The 14,055-nt window shown below is 69.9% G+C and carries 15 protein-coding genes; 7 read left to right on the forward strand and 8 right to left on the reverse strand.

Going from position 1 to position 14,055, the window contains the following annotated elements; genetic code table 11:
- The first annotated feature begins 52 nt into the window (after positions 1 to 52).
- The gene (locus tag ACWC94_RS19265; protein ID WP_030751806.1) at positions 53 to 388 is read left to right on the forward strand and encodes a histone-like nucleoid-structuring protein Lsr2; all 336 of its coding nucleotides are present in this window, start codon (positions 53 to 55) and stop codon (positions 386 to 388) included.
- Here the strand turns inward: ACWC94_RS19265 and ACWC94_RS19270 are convergent.
- Complete coding sequence (locus ACWC94_RS19270; RefSeq protein ID WP_450797902.1) at positions 367 to 1,152, reverse strand: SCO3374 family protein; 786 nt, start codon at positions 1,150 to 1,152, stop codon at positions 367 to 369. The genes ACWC94_RS19265 and ACWC94_RS19270 overlap by 22 nt on opposite strands.
- A gap of 430 nt (positions 1,153 to 1,582) precedes the next feature.
- Here ACWC94_RS19270 and ACWC94_RS19275 point away from each other — a divergent pair, with 430 nt between their 5' ends.
- On the forward strand, positions 1,583 to 4,108 hold the full coding sequence (locus ACWC94_RS19275) for an ATP-dependent Clp protease ATP-binding subunit (protein ID WP_450797833.1): 2,526 nt from the start codon (positions 1,583 to 1,585) through the stop codon (positions 4,106 to 4,108).
- Between the two features lie 71 nt (positions 4,109 to 4,179).
- On the opposite strand, the gene ACWC94_RS19280 is transcribed toward ACWC94_RS19275, so the two are convergent.
- Entirely contained in the window at positions 4,180 to 4,791 is a 612-nt protein-coding gene (locus ACWC94_RS19280) for an HAD family acid phosphatase (protein ID WP_450797834.1), read from the reverse strand.
- A 393-nt stretch (positions 4,792 to 5,184) separates the two neighbouring features.
- Here ACWC94_RS19280 and ACWC94_RS19285 point away from each other — a divergent pair, with 393 nt between their 5' ends.
- Positions 5,185 to 5,736: a M23 family metallopeptidase gene (locus ACWC94_RS19285; RefSeq protein ID WP_450797835.1), complete on the forward strand. Its 552-nt coding sequence runs from the start codon at positions 5,185 to 5,187 to the stop codon at positions 5,734 to 5,736.
- 53 nt (positions 5,737 to 5,789) lie between these two features.
- Here ACWC94_RS19285 and ACWC94_RS19290 read toward each other — a convergent pair whose 3' ends face one another.
- The gene (locus tag ACWC94_RS19290; protein ID WP_450797836.1) at positions 5,790 to 6,389 is read right to left on the reverse strand and encodes a TetR/AcrR family transcriptional regulator; all 600 of its coding nucleotides are present in this window, start codon (positions 6,387 to 6,389) and stop codon (positions 5,790 to 5,792) included.
- Between the two features lie 124 nt (positions 6,390 to 6,513).
- Here ACWC94_RS19290 and ACWC94_RS19295 point away from each other — a divergent pair, with 124 nt between their 5' ends.
- From ACWC94_RS19295 to ACWC94_RS19305, 3 genes are all read left to right on the forward strand, one after another.
- The gene (locus ACWC94_RS19295; RefSeq protein ID WP_450797837.1) at positions 6,514 to 8,082 is read left to right on the forward strand and encodes an MDR family MFS transporter; all 1,569 of its coding nucleotides are present in this window, start codon (positions 6,514 to 6,516) and stop codon (positions 8,080 to 8,082) included.
- A gap of 103 nt (positions 8,083 to 8,185) precedes the next feature.
- Positions 8,186 to 8,674: a helix-turn-helix transcriptional regulator gene (locus tag ACWC94_RS19300; RefSeq protein WP_450797839.1), complete on the forward strand. Its 489-nt coding sequence runs from the start codon at positions 8,186 to 8,188 to the stop codon at positions 8,672 to 8,674.
- On the forward strand, positions 8,671 to 9,117 hold the full coding sequence (locus ACWC94_RS19305) for a VOC family protein (RefSeq protein ID WP_450797841.1): 447 nt from the start codon (positions 8,671 to 8,673) through the stop codon (positions 9,115 to 9,117). Before ACWC94_RS19300 ends, ACWC94_RS19305 begins: the two co-directional genes overlap by 4 nt.
- A 23-nt stretch (positions 9,118 to 9,140) precedes the next feature.
- Here the strand turns inward: ACWC94_RS19305 and ACWC94_RS19310 are convergent, their stop codons facing one another.
- Positions 9,141 to 9,893 carry an SDR family oxidoreductase gene (locus tag ACWC94_RS19310; RefSeq protein WP_450797843.1) on the reverse strand — a complete coding sequence of 251 codons (753 nt, stop codon included), beginning with the start codon at positions 9,891 to 9,893 and terminating at the stop codon, positions 9,141 to 9,143.
- Positions 9,894 to 10,008: 115 nt separating this feature from the next.
- Here ACWC94_RS19310 and ACWC94_RS19315 point away from each other — a divergent pair, with 115 nt between their 5' ends.
- A complete protein-coding gene (locus tag ACWC94_RS19315) occupies positions 10,009 to 10,590 on the forward strand; it encodes a TetR/AcrR family transcriptional regulator (RefSeq protein ID WP_450797845.1) in 582 nt (193 codons plus the stop codon).
- Between the two features lie 66 nt (positions 10,591 to 10,656).
- Here the strand turns inward: ACWC94_RS19315 and cseC are convergent, their stop codons facing one another.
- The 4 genes from cseC to ACWC94_RS19335 are packed head-to-tail and all read right to left on the reverse strand — an operon-like array spanning position 10,657 to position 13,951.
- On the reverse strand, positions 10,657 to 12,012 hold the full coding sequence (gene cseC / locus ACWC94_RS19320; RefSeq protein ID WP_450797847.1) for a two-component system sensor histidine kinase CseC: 1,356 nt from the start codon (positions 12,010 to 12,012) through the stop codon (positions 10,657 to 10,659).
- An 11-nt stretch (positions 12,013 to 12,023) separates the two neighbouring features.
- The gene (gene cseB / locus ACWC94_RS19325; RefSeq protein WP_450797849.1) at positions 12,024 to 12,728 is read right to left on the reverse strand and encodes a two-component system response regulator CseB; all 705 of its coding nucleotides are present in this window, start codon (positions 12,726 to 12,728) and stop codon (positions 12,024 to 12,026) included.
- A gap of 39 nt (positions 12,729 to 12,767) precedes the next feature.
- Entirely contained in the window at positions 12,768 to 13,370 is a 603-nt protein-coding gene (locus ACWC94_RS19330; RefSeq protein WP_450797850.1) for a hypothetical protein, read from the reverse strand.
- Positions 13,371 to 13,411: 41 nt separating this feature from the next.
- Positions 13,412 to 13,951 (reverse strand): SigE family RNA polymerase sigma factor, encoded by a 540-nt coding sequence (locus ACWC94_RS19335; RefSeq protein ID WP_030751823.1) that lies wholly within the window; start codon positions 13,949 to 13,951, stop codon positions 13,412 to 13,414.
- Positions 13,952 to 14,055 lie beyond the last annotated feature (104 nt).

The following is a 14,055-nucleotide window of genomic DNA, read 5'->3' on the forward strand; positions in this document are numbered from 1 at the left end:
GGCGGACGCCGCAGTCCCCCGGTCCTCAACGTTATCGATGAAAGGAAATCCGGTGGCACAGAAGGTTCAGGTCCTTCTTGTCGACGACCTCGACGGCGGCGAGGCGGACGAGACGGTGACGTTTGCGCTGGACGGCAAGACGTACGAGATCGATCTCACGACCGCCAATGCGGACAAGCTGCGCGGCCTTCTCGACCCCTATGTGAAGGGCGGTCGGCGTACCGGAGGCCGTGCGTCGGGCGGACGTGGAAAGGCGCGTGCCGCTTCCGGTGGCAACCAGGACACCGCGGCGATCCGCGCCTGGGCGAAGGAGAACGGTTACGAGGTCAACGACCGCGGCCGTGTTCCCGCGTCCATTCGCGAGGCCTACGAGAAGGCCAACGGCTGATCCCGCCGGCAGGCGGTCGGCAGTCCGGCGCGCACGCGCCGCAGCCGGACCCGGTGACAGTGCGCTGCCACCGTGTCCACCAGCCGTACGAGATCGGGGGCGCTCCCCTCGCGCCCCAGAGCCGGCATGGCCGGCAGCGAGGCCTCGACCTCGCCTCCGGGCCCAGGGGGCCGCAGCCATACGGCGGCCCCCTGCATGGATCCGGCCCCCGTCGGAGCGGCCCCGTCGAGGACCGTCACGGGCGGTACGACTCGAGCGGCGACGCCCGCCAGTCCTCCACGCCCCGCGGCGACGCCCGCCGGTGCCCTGAGCCCCGCGGCGACGCCCGCCGGTGCCCTGAGCCCCGCGGCGACGCCCGCCGGTGGTGCCGGTGCCTCCGTCGCGCCCCCCGCGCCCAGGACCCGCAGATCGAGGGCCACGGCGCCCCACTCCAGCCAGTCCAGCAGCCCCGGCAGCTCCTCCGCGCTGCCCGCGGCCAGCAACAGCTCCATCCGGTCGCCCCGAAGGGCCACCGGAGAGCCCGGCGCGAGATGCCGGAGCGCGCCCGCGCCCGCCTCGGCCGGCACGTCCAGGACGTCGAACCGCACGCCGGTGAGCAGCCGCAGCGGCCGTCCGGGCACTGTCGCCCACCCCAGATCGTTCTCGTACCAGTGACGGGCCCGGGCATCCGGGCAGGCCGGGAGATCACCGGCGTCCGGTGCGCCCGGATCCAGGGGACGACGGGGAAAGGGGACCGTTGAGAGCGCGGGGACCGAGCCGACCATGCCCACCGCAACCGCCGAAGCGACCGGCAAGTTACGCTGGGTGCCCTGTCGATCGCGCAAAGTGCCGAAAAAGGGGGCGCGCGGAGGTGCGGGGAGGCGCAAGGTTGTTCGCCCATAGCGGAGGGAACCGTTGCGCGCGGCATGGAGTGTCAGTCCCAGCGGGTAAGACATGCCTAGTGGGAGGGGGCGACACGCAGGACGGGGCGTCTCACGTTCGCCATCGGCGTACTGGTGAGTGGGATAAGTGCCTGGCCTGCGGGAACATCGTCTCGCACCATCGGGTTGGAGCAGATGTCGGCGTTCGGGGTCAGGAGGCCATCGACGGTGTCGGCAGTTGGAATGAGCGGTCCCCGCTTGCGGGACTAAGCTGCGGAAGGACAGGGAGGGGAAGTTCCCCCCACTGCCTGACCGCTCTGAGGAGCGATTAACGATGTTCGAGAGGTTCACCGACCGCGCGCGGCGGGTTGTCGTCCTGGCTCAGGAAGAAGCCCGGATGCTCAACCACAACTACATCGGCACCGAGCACATCCTCCTGGGTCTCATCCACGAGGGCGAAGGTGTCGCCGCTAAGGCCCTGGAGAGCCTCGGCATTTCGCTTGAGGCGGTCCGCCAGCAGGTGGAGGAGATCATCGGTCAGGGCCAGCAGGCCCCGTCCGGGCACATCCCCTTCACCCCCCGTGCCAAGAAGGTCCTGGAGCTGTCGCTCCGCGAGGCCCTTCAGCTGGGCCACAACTACATCGGCACGGAGCACATCCTGCTCGGCCTGATCCGTGAGGGCGAGGGCGTCGCCGCCCAGGTCCTGGTCAAGCTGGGCGCAGACCTCAACCGGGTGCGGCAGCAGGTCATCCAGCTGCTCTCCGGTTACCAGGGCAAGGAGACCGCCGCCGCCGGCGGCCCGGCCGAGGGCACCCCCTCGACCTCTCTCGTCCTGGACCAGTTCGGCCGGAACCTCACCCAGGCCGCTCGTGAGTCCAAGCTCGACCCGGTCATCGGGCGCGAGAAGGAGATCGAGCGGGTCATGCAGGTGCTGTCCCGCCGTACGAAGAACAACCCGGTGCTGATCGGTGAGCCCGGCGTCGGCAAGACCGCCGTCGTCGAGGGCCTCGCCCAGGCCATCGTCAAGGGCGAGGTGCCCGAGACCCTCAAGGACAAGCACCTCTACACCCTGGACCTCGGTGCCCTGGTCGCCGGCTCCCGCTACCGCGGTGACTTCGAGGAGCGCCTGAAGAAGGTCCTCAAGGAGATCCGCACCCGCGGCGACATCATCCTGTTCATCGACGAGCTGCACACGCTGGTCGGCGCGGGTGCCGCCGAGGGCGCCATCGACGCGGCCTCCATCCTGAAGCCGATGCTGGCCCGCGGCGAGCTGCAGACCATCGGTGCGACCACCCTGGACGAGTACCGCAAGCACCTGGAGAAGGACGCGGCCCTGGAGCGCCGTTTCCAGCCCATCCAGGTCGCCGAGCCGTCCCTGCCGCACACGATCGAGATCCTCAAGGGCCTGCGCGACCGCTACGAGGCGCACCACCGCGTCTCCATCACGGACGAGGCCCTGGTCCAGGCCGCCACCCTGGCCGACCGGTACATCTCGGACCGCTTCCTGCCGGACAAGGCGATCGACCTGATCGACGAGGCGGGCTCCCGGATGCGCATCCGCCGGATGACCGCTCCGCCGGACCTGCGCGAGTTCGACGAGAAGATCGCCGCCGTCCGCCGGGACAAGGAGTCCGCGATCGACTCGCAGGACTTCGAGAAGGCCGCCTCCCTCCGCGACAAGGAGAAGCAGCTCCTGGCCGCCAAGGCCAAGCGCGAGAAGGAGTGGAAGGCCGGCGACATGGACGTCGTCGCCGAGGTCGACGGCGAGCTGATCGCCGAGGTCCTGGCCACGGCCACCGGCATCCCGGTCTTCAAGCTGACCGAGGAGGAGTCCAGCCGCCTGCTCCGCATGGAGGAGGAGCTGCACAAGCGGGTCATCGGCCAGAACGACGCCGTCAAGGCGCTGTCGAAGGCGATCCGTCGTACGCGTGCCGGCCTGAAGGACCCGAAGCGTCCGGGTGGTTCGTTCATCTTCGCCGGCCCGTCCGGTGTCGGTAAGACCGAACTGTCCAAGGCGCTCGCCGAGTTCCTCTTCGGTGACGAGGACGCGCTGATCTCCCTCGACATGTCGGAGTTCAGCGAGAAGCACACGGTGTCGCGTCTCTTCGGTTCCCCGCCCGGATACGTGGGTTACGAAGAGGGCGGCCAGCTGACCGAGAAGGTCCGCCGCAAGCCGTTCTCCGTCGTCCTCTTCGACGAGGTCGAGAAGGCCCACCCGGACATCTTCAACTCGCTGCTGCAGATCCTGGAGGACGGTCGCCTGACCGACTCCCAGGGCCGGGTCGTGGATTTCAAGAACACGGTCATCATCATGACGACCAACCTCGGCACCCGGGACATCTCCAAGGGCTTCAACCTGGGCTTCGCCGCCGCGGGTGACACGAAGACCAACTACGAGCGCATGAAGAACAAGGTGTCGGACGAGCTCAAGCAGCACTTCCGCCCCGAGTTCCTCAACCGCGTCGACGACGTGGTCGTCTTCCCGCAGCTGACGCAGGCGGACATCCTGCGGATCGTCGACCTGATGATCAGCAAGGTGGACGAGCGCCTGAAGGACCGGGACATGGGCATCGAGCTCTCCCAGTCCGCCAAGGAGCTGCTGTCCAAGAAGGGTTACGACCCGGTGCTCGGCGCGCGCCCGCTGCGTCGCACGATCCAGCGCGAGGTCGAGGACACGCTGTCGGAGAAGATCCTCTTCGGCGAGCTGCGTCCCGGTCACATCGTGGTCGTGGACACCGAGGGCGAGGGCGACACCCAGACCTTCACCTTCCGGGGTGAGGAGAAGTCGGCGCTGCCCGACGTCCCGCCGATCGAGCAGGCGGCCGGCGGTGCCGGGCCGAACCTGAGCAAGGACGCGTAAGCGTCACGGTCGAGCGAAAGGGGCCGGTGCCCGAAGGCACCGGCCCCTTTCGCATGCACCGCAAACGCCGGTTACGACAACTGTCCGTTGTAGTCCGGCAGTTTGAAGGTCTTCTCGGCGTGCCCGCCGGAGAGGTCGGTGGCGCTGTTGCCGATGTTCGCGATGATCGTGTAGCCGTTGTTCTCGATGTCGACGCGCTGGGCGGTCTTGTAGGCGGCGACGTCCTTGAAGAGGTCGAACAGGTTGCGGACGTAGAGCCCGGAGACGTCGTAGCCGTCGTGCTCGAGGTTGTACTCGGTGGGCAGGTAGATGATGCCCGGGCGGGCCGTGACGAAGAACAGCGAGACGCCGTGCTCCTGGGCGTACTTCGCGACGTTCAGCACGGGCTTGTTGGCCGGCTGCGGGTAGCTGAAGCCGAAGTCGGTCTCCAGTGTGGTGTTGTCGATGTCGAAGACGATCGCCTGCTTCTCGCCCGGCTCGGCGGCGGCGATGCGCTCCTTCAGGTACGGCAGGGCCTGGTCCATCACCGTCTGGCAGTCCTTCTGCCAGGTGGCGTAGTCGACCTTTGCGGAGCCGGAGGAGTCGGCCGTGGTGGCGGCCTGGGCCGGGGCGGCCATCGCGGCCAGTGCGGCCACGGAGACGGCGGTGGCGGAGATGCGGCGGGCCCAGGGGCGTCTGGTCATCGGTGGGGGTCCTCTCACGTCCGTACGTCCGTACGCGTGCCTGAAATGTCAGGAGCATGATCTGAGGTGAGGATGGCGCGAGGGGAACCGTAGGGTTACCGGACGGTAGGTGCCTAGAGGTGTGCGTCACATTTCTGTGATCGTGGGTTTGGGTGGCCGGTGATAAGCGGCACAGGCGAAATGTCCCTTACTAGCCTGGATAGTGGGATCCGTCGCCCGGGTGAAAAGGACTTTCACCAGGGAAACGTGCGGCGGTTTTGCGGTCATCTACTACGAGGTGTCGTAGAGAGAGGGTTTTGGGCTGGACGGGGTGCTCGGCTACCAAGGGATGGCCACCCCGCCGGACGTCTGTTCGCGGGGTGGCGGTTCTGTCCCCGAGTCCACGAGGTTTCGATGTCCCGGCGCGCCACGTCCCGTTCTTCCCGCATGTCCTCGCTCCGCACCCGCGTGGCCGTCCTGGCCGCCGGTGTCGGCGCCACGGCCGTGCTGGGGACCGGGGCCGCGAGCGCCGCCGCCCCGTCGGCCGCCTCCTGGGTCGACCCGGTGAAGACGTACACGCTCTCCGCAGCCTTCATGCAGGCCGGCAGCCACTGGATCGCCAAGCACAGCGGGCAGGACTTCGCCGTGCCGACCGGCACCGAGGTCGTCGCCGCGCACGGCGGGACCGTCGTCAAGGCCGGCCCGAACGGCGCCGGTGACGGCCCCGCGTACGGCAACGCCGTCGTGATCAAGCACGGCAACGGCACCTTCTCGCAGTACGCGCACCTGTCCCGGATCGACGTCAGGGCCGGCCAGATCGTCAGGACCGGCCAGCACATCGCCCTCTCGGGCTCCACCGGCAACTCCACCGGCCCGCACCTGCACTTCGAGATCCGCACGACCCCGAACTACGGCTCCGCCGTCGACCCGGTCGCGTTCCTGCGCGCCAACGGCGTCAGCGTCTGAGCAAGGGGGGTGGTTTGGATCAGCCCGGGTCGACCTGATCCAGACCAAACGCCCTAGTCCTTGTTGCGGGCGTGTTCGTGCGCCTGTGTGATCAGGCCCAGGGCGACCTCGAGAACGGCCTCGCGCTTCTTGTCGGGGTCGCCTTCCAGGTCCTGCATCACGAACATCCCCGCGTGCAGCGTGAACATCGCGCTGACCGACCGCACCTGGTCCACCAGCTCGGCCTCGGGGTCGATCAGAATGTTCCTGAGGCCCCGCATGCGGTCCTTGAAGGCGTCGCCGATGCGCAGTTCCCGCACGGTCGCCTGGTTCTCCTGCATGAAGCGGAACAGCGGCTCGGCGCCGGACAGGGCCTCGCTGTAGCGCCGCACGATCTCCTGCTTGGTCTCCAGGGTGTGCGGCTGGTTGCGCCCCCACTCGATCAAGGCCTCGATCGGTTGCGTCAGGTCCTCGAAGAGGCTGACGATGATCTCTTCCTTCGTCTTGAAGTGGTAGTACAGGGCCGCCTTCGTGACGTCGAGACGCTCGGCGATCTCGCGCAGAGAGGTCTTCTCGTAGCCCTGCTCCGCGAAGAGTTCGAGTGCCACGTCCTGGATGCGCTGGCGGGTGTTGCCGCGGCGCTGCTGCTTGGTGCCGTCCATGGTGACGCCCATCCTCGTACTCCTCGCGCTCCCGCGGAAACTTACTTGACGCCCGGCTAGTAGCGGGTCTACCTTCCCAGTGTAGTGAGCTAGCCGGGCGGCAAGTAAGTAGCTGCCGCAGGGGGAGTGGGAAGAGATGGCGGACACGGTGCACAGCGGCACGGAGGGCAAACGGCCCAGGAGTGTGCGGGTGGTTCTGCTCGCACTCATGATCGCGATGATGCTCGCGATGCTCGACAACATGATCGTCGGTACGGCGATGCTGACGATCGTGAGCGATCTGGGCGGCCTGGAGCACCTGTCCTGGGTGGTCACCGGTTACACCCTGGCCACCGCGGCCTCGACCCCGATCTGGGGCAAGGTCGGGGACATGTACGGGCGCAAGGGCGCCTTCCTCAGCTCGATCGTGATCTTCCTGATCGGTTCGGCGCTCAGCGGCATGGCCCAGAACATGGGCGAGCTGATCGGCTTCCGTGCCCTGCAGGGCCTCGGCGCCGGCGGACTGATGGTCGGTGTCATGGCGATCATCGGCGATCTGATCCCGCCGCGGGAGCGCGGCAAGTACACCGGCATGATGGCCGGCGTCATGGCGCTGGCCATGATCGGCGGCCCGCTGGTCGGCGGCACCATCACCGACAACTGGGGCTGGCGCTGGGCCTTCTACATCAACCTGCCGCTGGGTGCCGTGGCCCTGGTGCTGGTCAGCGTCGTGCTGCACCTGCCCAAGAAGCGGACGCAGGCGCGCATCGACTACCTGGGCGTCGCGCTGCTGACCGTCGGCATCACCTCGATCGTGCTGGTCACCACCTGGGGCGGCAGCGAGTACGCCTGGACCTCCGCGCGGATCATGGAACTGATCGGCATCGGCGTCGCCGCGCTGATCGGGTTCGTGTTCTGGCAGACCAAGGCCGCCGAGCCGGTCGTGCCGCTGCGCATGTTCAGGAGCCGCAACTTCACGCTGATGTCCCTCATCGGCTTCATCACCGGCTTCGTGATGTTCGGCGCCACGCTCTACCTGCCGCTGTACCAGCAGGCCGTGCAGGGCGCCTCCGCGACCAACTCCGGTCTGCTGCTCCTGCCGATGCTCGGCGCGATGCTGGTGACCTCGATGGTCGCGGGCCGGGTGACCACCAACAGTGGCCGCTACAAGGTCTTCCCGGTCGTCGGTGGCGCGCTGATGATCGTCGGGCTGTACCTGCTGTCGCTGATGGACACCGGGACGACCCGGCTGTCCTCGGGCGTCTACATGGCCGTCCTGGGCCTGGGCATGGGCTGCCTGATGCAGGTCACCATGCTGGTGGCGCAGAACAGCGTGGAGATGAAGGACATGGGCGTGGCCTCGTCGTCCTCGACGCTGTTCCGTACGCTCGGCTCCTCCTTCGGTGTGGCCATCATGGGCGCGCTGTTCAACAACCGGGTCCAGCACGTCATGGCCGAGCGGGCCGGTGTGCTGGGCAAGGGCGTCACCGAGAAGTCCGCGCAGCTGACCCCGGACAGCCTGAAGAAGCTGCCGGCGCCGATCCGGGACGCCTACCAGCACGCGGTGTCCGCCGGTACGCACTCGGCGTTCCTGCTGGGCGCGGCGGTCGCGGTGATCGTGCTGATCGCGGCGCTGTTCGTGAAGGAGGTCCCGCTCAGGGGCGGGAAGCCGTCGGCGGAGAGCGGCGACGACGTGGCCGAGCTGCAGGTCGTCGAAGCCGTCTGAGAAGTACCCGAACAGAAGGCCCCGGGTGGGTGTCCGCCCCCGGGGTCTTCTGCGTTCGCGCCGGTCGGAGCCGTTGTCAGTGCCCCGTGTCACCATCGGCCGCATGGACAAACTGCGCCGTATGCGTCTGGCCAAGGACGTCATGGACCGGGACTGGGCCGACCCCGGTCTCGATCTCGACGCGGTCGCCGCGCATGCCGGGTATTCGCGGTTCCACTTCCTGCGCGCCTTCAAGGACGCCTACGGCGAGACGCCCGGGCAGTATCTGACCCACCGGCGCATCGAGCGGGCCGAGGAGATGCTGCGCTGCGCCAACCTGACGGTGACCGAGATCTGCACCCTCGTCGGCTTCAGCAGCCTCGGCACGTTCTCCGCCCGCTTCAAGGCCCGCACCGGACTCACCCCGAGCGAGTACCGCACGAAGCACGTCGGCCGTGGCGCCGCTCTCATCCCCGGGTGCTACGCCATGCTCTGGGCCGGTGGCTTCAGAAGCGCAACATCCGAGAAGCGCGCCGCGCCCGGCCCTGCCTACGGTGACGAACGGGAATCCCTCCCCCCGCGAAACGCCGCCGACAGGAGAGCAGAACCATGATCAAGGGGCTCGCCATCACCACCGTCTGGGTCCTCGACCAGGACCGGGCCAAGGAGTTCTACACCGAGAAGCTGGGCCTCGAGGTCCGTACGGACATGACCATGGGGGACGGCGGCATGCGCTGGCTCACCGTCGGCGCCCCCGATCAGCCCGGCGTGGAGCTGACGCTCATGGTGCCGGGACCGCCCGCGATGGACCCGGAGTCCGCGCAGATGCTGAGGAAGCTCATCGCGAAGGGGGCGCTCGGCGCGGGGGTGCTGGCGACCGATGACATCCACGGGGACTACAGGAGGCTCAAGGAACGCGGGGTGGAGTTTCTCCAGGAGCCCCAGGAGCGGCCGTACGGCACGGAGGCGCTGTTCCGGGACGACTCCGGGAACTGGTTCTCGTTCACGCAGCGCCGGGAAGGGGGCCTGGATCCGGAGCAGGACTGGGGCTGCTGAGCGACCCGCAGCCCGGGGCGCTCTCAGCGTCCCGTCGCCAAGGTCGCGCCGCCCGTCGCCTCCAGCACCACGCCGGTCACGAAATCGTTGGCGGCGAGCATGTGGATCGCGCGGGCGATGTCCTGTGGGCGGCCGATGCGGCCGACGGGCGTGCTCGCGGCGAAGCCGTCGAAGAGGGCCCGGCGCTGCTCGGCCGGCACACCCTCCCACCAGGGAGTGTCGACCACGCCGGGGGAGACGGCGTTGATGCGGAGCGGTGCCAGTTCGACGGCGAGGGGCGGGACCATCGCCTCCAGGGCGCCGTTGATCGCGGCCAGGCCGGCGGTGCCGGGCAGGGCGGCGCGGGCGGAGGCGGCGGTCACCAGCGTCACCGAGCCGTCGCGGCGCAGGGCGGGCAGGGCGGCCTGGAGCACGTGGACGTGCGGCCAGAACTTGCCGGCGAATCCGTCCGCCAGCTCGGCCAGGTCCAGTCCGGCGAAGGGGCCGCCGCCCTTGCTGCCGCTGAGTGCGACGACCAGGTGGTCGACGGTTCCCGAGCCCGTGAAGAAGGCGTCCACCGCGGCGCGGTCCGCCCCGTCCAGCCGGTACGTCGTGACCTTGCCGCCCACCCGGTCCGCCGCGGCGTCCAGGCGGTCCTGGTCGCGGCCGGTGATGACCACCTCCGCGCCGTCCGCCGTGAAGAACGCGGCCGCCGCCTCGCCGATGCCGGAGCTGCCGCCCATGACGACGACACGCTGTCCGGCCAGGGCGTGCACCGGGCTGTTCGGAGTGCTCATGAGGGGCTCTCTCCCAGGGATCACCGGGTTCCGGCCCATTGCCGAGAACGTCGGTCTCGTTAAAGAGTTACCGAGACCGGTGGTCTCGTCAAGCGGTTTCGGGGAGGATGGGCCCGTGCACGACAGCAAGGAACCCCGCCCGCACACCGGACGCCGCCGTAACGAGGCCGCACGCCGTGCGATCCTCGACGCCGCGCTGGAGCTGCTGGCCGACGCCGACGGCGCACCGGTGAGCGTGGAGACCATCGCGCGCGCGGCCGGGGTGGGAAAACAGACCCTCTATCGCTGGTGGCCCTCCAAGGGCGCCGTCCTGCTGGACGCGCTCACCGACCGCGCCGCCCAGGACGTGCCCGCGCCGGACACGGGAAACCTCCGGGCGGACCTGCGCGAGCTGGCGGTCGCCACGTTCGAGGCGTCCCAGCGTCCGCCGTCCGGCCCGGCCCTGCGCACCCTCGTCCGGGAGGCGGCCCGGGATCCGCATCTGGCCGAGCTGATGCGGGTGTTCACGGAGTCGCGGCGGGCCGCGGTGCGGGCGGTGCTCGAACGGGGGCGGGAGCGCGGGGAGTTGCCGGCCGGCAGGGACCTCGACCTGCTGGTCGACCAGTTCTACGGGTTCTTCTGGTACCGGTTCCTGCTGGGGCACGCCCCGCTGGACGCGGACGCGGCCGAGGGGCTCACCGATTCACTGCTTCGCTGAGCGCCCGGGACGGTGCCGCTGGGCGGAGGGGCGTATCGGACACAGCCCCTCGGCCCCGGACCACGTTCAGCTCGCTCCCCCCGACAGCGGCAGCATCGGATAGCTGCCCGTGCTCGTCGGGGCGTGTTCCGGGAGCCACAGGACGGCCACCGCGCCCTCCGCCGGGATGTCGGCGGGGGTGCCGGCGGGGCGTACGTTGCGGAACGTCAGCCGGGCGCCGAGCACCCGGGCCTGGCCCGCGGCGATGGTCAGGCCCAGCCCGTGGCCCGTACCGGCGCGGTCCTTGCTGCCGGTGCGGAAGCGGCTCGGCCCCTCGGCGAGCAGTTCCTCGGGAAAGCCCGGACCGTGGTCGCGGACCCGGATGACCCGGCCCTCGACGGTCACTTCGATCGGCGGCCTGCCGTGCCGCGCGGCGTTGGCGAGCAGGTTGAACAGCACCCGCTCCAGCCGCCGCGGATCGGTGGTGACCTGCGACTCGTGCACCACCCGTACGGCGATGTCCGGGTCCTTGGCCGCCACCCGCCGGGCGACGAACTCGCCGAGCATGATGTCCTGCAGCTCGGCCCGCTCCGAGGCGCCGTCGAGCCGGGCCACCTCCAGGACGTCCTCGACGAGCGTGCGCATCGCCTTCGCCCGGTCCAGGACCAGTTCCGTCGGCCGGCCCGGGGGCAGCAGTTCGGCGGCCGTCAGCAGACCGGTCACCGGGGTGCGCAGTTCGTGCGCGATGTCGGCGGTGACCCGCCGCTCGGCCTCGAGACGCTGCCGCAGGGCGTCCGCCATGGCGTCCACGGCGCGGGCGAGATCGTCGGTCTCGTCCCGTACGACCCCGCCGATGGCCTCCCGGACCCGGACGTCGGTCTCGCCCTTGGCGACCTGGTTCGCGGCGGCCGCCGCCTTGCGCAGCCGCCCGGACAGCTGTCCGCCGATCAGCACGCCGAGCGCGCTGCCGCCGAACACGACCGCGACGGACCCGATGACCAGCGCCTGGTCGAGGTCCTTCATCACATCGGTGGACCGGTCCGGCATATGGCTGTGCAGGGACAGCACACGCCCGTCCTTGGTGGGCACGGCCGCCCAGATGTCCGGCACCCCGCCCCGGTCGATGACGTCGCTGGCCTTGCGGCCGGCTGCCACCTTCTCCCGCAGCGCGGGCGGCAGGTCGGGGTCGTCGAGCTTGACGTTCGGGAAGTTCGGCCGCCGGCTCTGCTCGTAGTTGCGCTGCGCGAACTGGAGGCGCTGGTTGGCCAGGTCGCGTGCGTTGTCGAGCATCGAGACCCGGGCCGCGTTGTGCACGACCAGGCTCAGCGCGATCGCCACCAGCCCGGCCACCAGCGCGATCGCCGCGCTGAGCTTCCATCTGAGTCCGGTGTGCAGGCCCGCGCGCTCCACGCGCCGGACCGGGTGCCGCAGGATCCCCCGCATCGCCGCCCCGCTCAGGCCTTCAGCTTGTAGCCGAAGCCGCGGACGGTCTCGATCCGGTCCTGGCCGATCTTCTGGCGCAGCCGCTGCACATGCACGTCGACGACCCGGGTGTCCCCGCCCCAGCCGTAGTCCCAGACCCGCTCCAGGAGCTTGTCGCGGGAGAGCACGGTGCCCGGCGCGGAGGAGAACTCCAGCAGCAGCCGCATCTCGGTCGGGGTGAGCGCGACCGGCTGCCCGGCCCGGCGCACCTCCATGCCCTCGGTGTCGATCTCCAGGTCCCCGAAGGTGAGCACCCCGCCGGTCAACGCGTCCGTGCCGGACTCGGCCTGGCCGCTGCCGCTCGCGTGCCCGAAGCGGCGCAGCACCGCCCGGATCCGCGCCACCAGCACGGCGCCGTCGAACGGCTTGGTCACATAGTCGTCGGCGCCCGCCTCCAGGCCGAGGACGACGTCGATGGAGTCGGCGCGCGCCGACAGCATGATCACCGGCACGGTCGACTCGTCCCGGATACGACGGCACAGGCTGACCCCGTCCAGACCGGGGACCATGACGTCCAGCAGGGCGATGTCGGGGCGGTTCGCCCGGAACGCCTCCAGGCCCGACAGCCCGTCGGGCATGGCGGTGACCGCGAAGCCGTCCCGCTCCAGGGCCAGCTGGGTGGCCTCGCGGATGACGTCGTCGTCCTCGACGAACAGGACGTGGGTCTGGTCTGCCATCCCGGTGCTCTCAGTCCTCGTGGTGTGTGCGTGTGGGGGTCAGCTGTCCTGCGGGGGCGCCGCGTCGCCGCCGGTTCTGCTGTAGAAGGTCTCGTGCCGGGTCCGCTCGGTGAACCGGTCCGCCTTCCAGTCGTACGTGATCACGGTTTCCCGGGACGGGTTGGCCGCCTGGTCGTCCGTGTCGTACACCTGCTTGGTCACGGTCAGCTCGGTGCCGTCGATCTCCGAGAAGACCGGCGAGTCCTCCGCCTTGAACACATTCTTGTACGTCCCGCCGACGTCCCGGTACACGTACGAGCCGATGCCCACCGAGTCGGCGCAGGCCCACACGTTCACCAGGACGTCGTTGACGGACCCGCCGGTCAGGTCGCCGTAGGTGGCCTCGATCGGGTAGCCGTCGCCGCTGCACGGCTTCAGCTCCTGCTTCACCGCCGCGGAGACCGCCGGGTCCTTCTTGAGCAGGGAGACCGCGTCCACCTTCCGATAGCGGGTGGTGGGGCTCGGGCTGGGGCTGGGAGGGGCGGCGGCTCCGACGGCCGCCGACGCGTGTGCCGGGCCCTCGTCCCGGGTGCCCGTGCCCCCCGTGCCGCACGCGGCGACGAAAAGGGCGAGGGCGGCGAGCGCGGCCCCCACCGCGATCACCGCCTGTGTACTCCCTCGGGTCCCGACGGACCCGGCCCCGGTCAGGCCGCGCAACGCTCCCGCTCCTCACGCTCCAGCGCGCGTGCGTCCAGATCGCGGGCCTCCAGCTCCTCGCGGAGCCGGGCGAGCGCCCGGTGCAGCGTGCTCTTGACCGTACCGGCCGACATGCCGAGGGCCGCGGCCGTCTCCTCCGTGGACATCTGCTCCCAGTGTCGCAGCACCACGACGCTCCGCTGCTTCGGTGCGAGCACTTTCATGACGTCCATCAGCAGGGCCCGGTCGGCGTGCTGCTCGGTGGAGTCGTCCACGGACGCGTCCGGCAGCTGCTCGGTCGGGACCTCCTCCAGCTTGCGCGCCCGCCACCACTCCGTACGGGTGTTGATCATCACGCGGCGCAGGTAGGCGTCGGCGAGCCGCTTGTCCGCGATGCCCTCCCAGCGGCCGTACGTGCGCACCAGCGCCGTCTGCAGGAGGTCCTGGGCGTCGACGGGGTCCGGCACCAGGCGGCGCGCGCTGCGCAGCAGCGCGTCCTGCCGGGTGCGGACGTACTCCTCGAATTCGAGCACCTCGCCCTGCGCCATGATCAACCGCCTCCGTTCCCCGTTCACTCCGGCTCCGTGCCTGAAGTCCTGCGTTCTTTCCCCGTGTCCGGTGGTCGGCCGGGCACGGAAAAGAAGCTACGGAG

Source organism: Streptomyces sp. NPDC001135 (assembly GCF_053598395.1).

What these genes read in the sequence shown, in the direction of transcription:
- cseB (WP_450797849.1), bottom strand. Translation starts at nt 12,728, where the DNA reads ATGGCAGACCAGACCCACGTCCTGTTCGTCGAGGACGACGACGTCATC.
- ACWC94_RS19310 (WP_450797843.1), bottom strand. Translation starts at nt 9,893, where the DNA reads ATGAGCACTCCGAACAGCCCGGTGCACGCCCTGGCCGGACAGCGTGTC.
- ACWC94_RS19275 (WP_450797833.1), top strand. Translation starts at nt 1,583, where the DNA reads ATGTTCGAGAGGTTCACCGACCGCGCGCGGCGGGTTGTCGTCCTGGCT.
- ACWC94_RS19295 (WP_450797837.1), top strand. Translation starts at nt 6,514, where the DNA reads ATGGCGGACACGGTGCACAGCGGCACGGAGGGCAAACGGCCCAGGAGT.
- ACWC94_RS19300 (WP_450797839.1), top strand. Translation starts at nt 8,186, where the DNA reads ATGGACAAACTGCGCCGTATGCGTCTGGCCAAGGACGTCATGGACCGG.
- ACWC94_RS19280 (WP_450797834.1), bottom strand. Translation starts at nt 4,791, where the DNA reads ATGACCAGACGCCCCTGGGCCCGCCGCATCTCCGCCACCGCCGTCTCC.
- ACWC94_RS19285 (WP_450797835.1), top strand. Translation starts at nt 5,185, where the DNA reads ATGTCCCGGCGCGCCACGTCCCGTTCTTCCCGCATGTCCTCGCTCCGC.
- ACWC94_RS19305 (WP_450797841.1), top strand. Translation starts at nt 8,671, where the DNA reads ATGATCAAGGGGCTCGCCATCACCACCGTCTGGGTCCTCGACCAGGAC.
- cseC (WP_450797847.1), bottom strand. Translation starts at nt 12,012, where the DNA reads ATGCGGGGGATCCTGCGGCACCCGGTCCGGCGCGTGGAGCGCGCGGGC.
- ACWC94_RS19335 (WP_030751823.1), bottom strand. Translation starts at nt 13,951, where the DNA reads ATGGCGCAGGGCGAGGTGCTCGAATTCGAGGAGTACGTCCGCACCCGG.
- ACWC94_RS19270 (WP_450797902.1), bottom strand. Translation starts at nt 1,152, where the DNA reads ATGGTCGGCTCGGTCCCCGCGCTCTCAACGGTCCCCTTTCCCCGTCGT.
- ACWC94_RS19290 (WP_450797836.1), bottom strand. Translation starts at nt 6,389, where the DNA reads ATGGGCGTCACCATGGACGGCACCAAGCAGCAGCGCCGCGGCAACACC.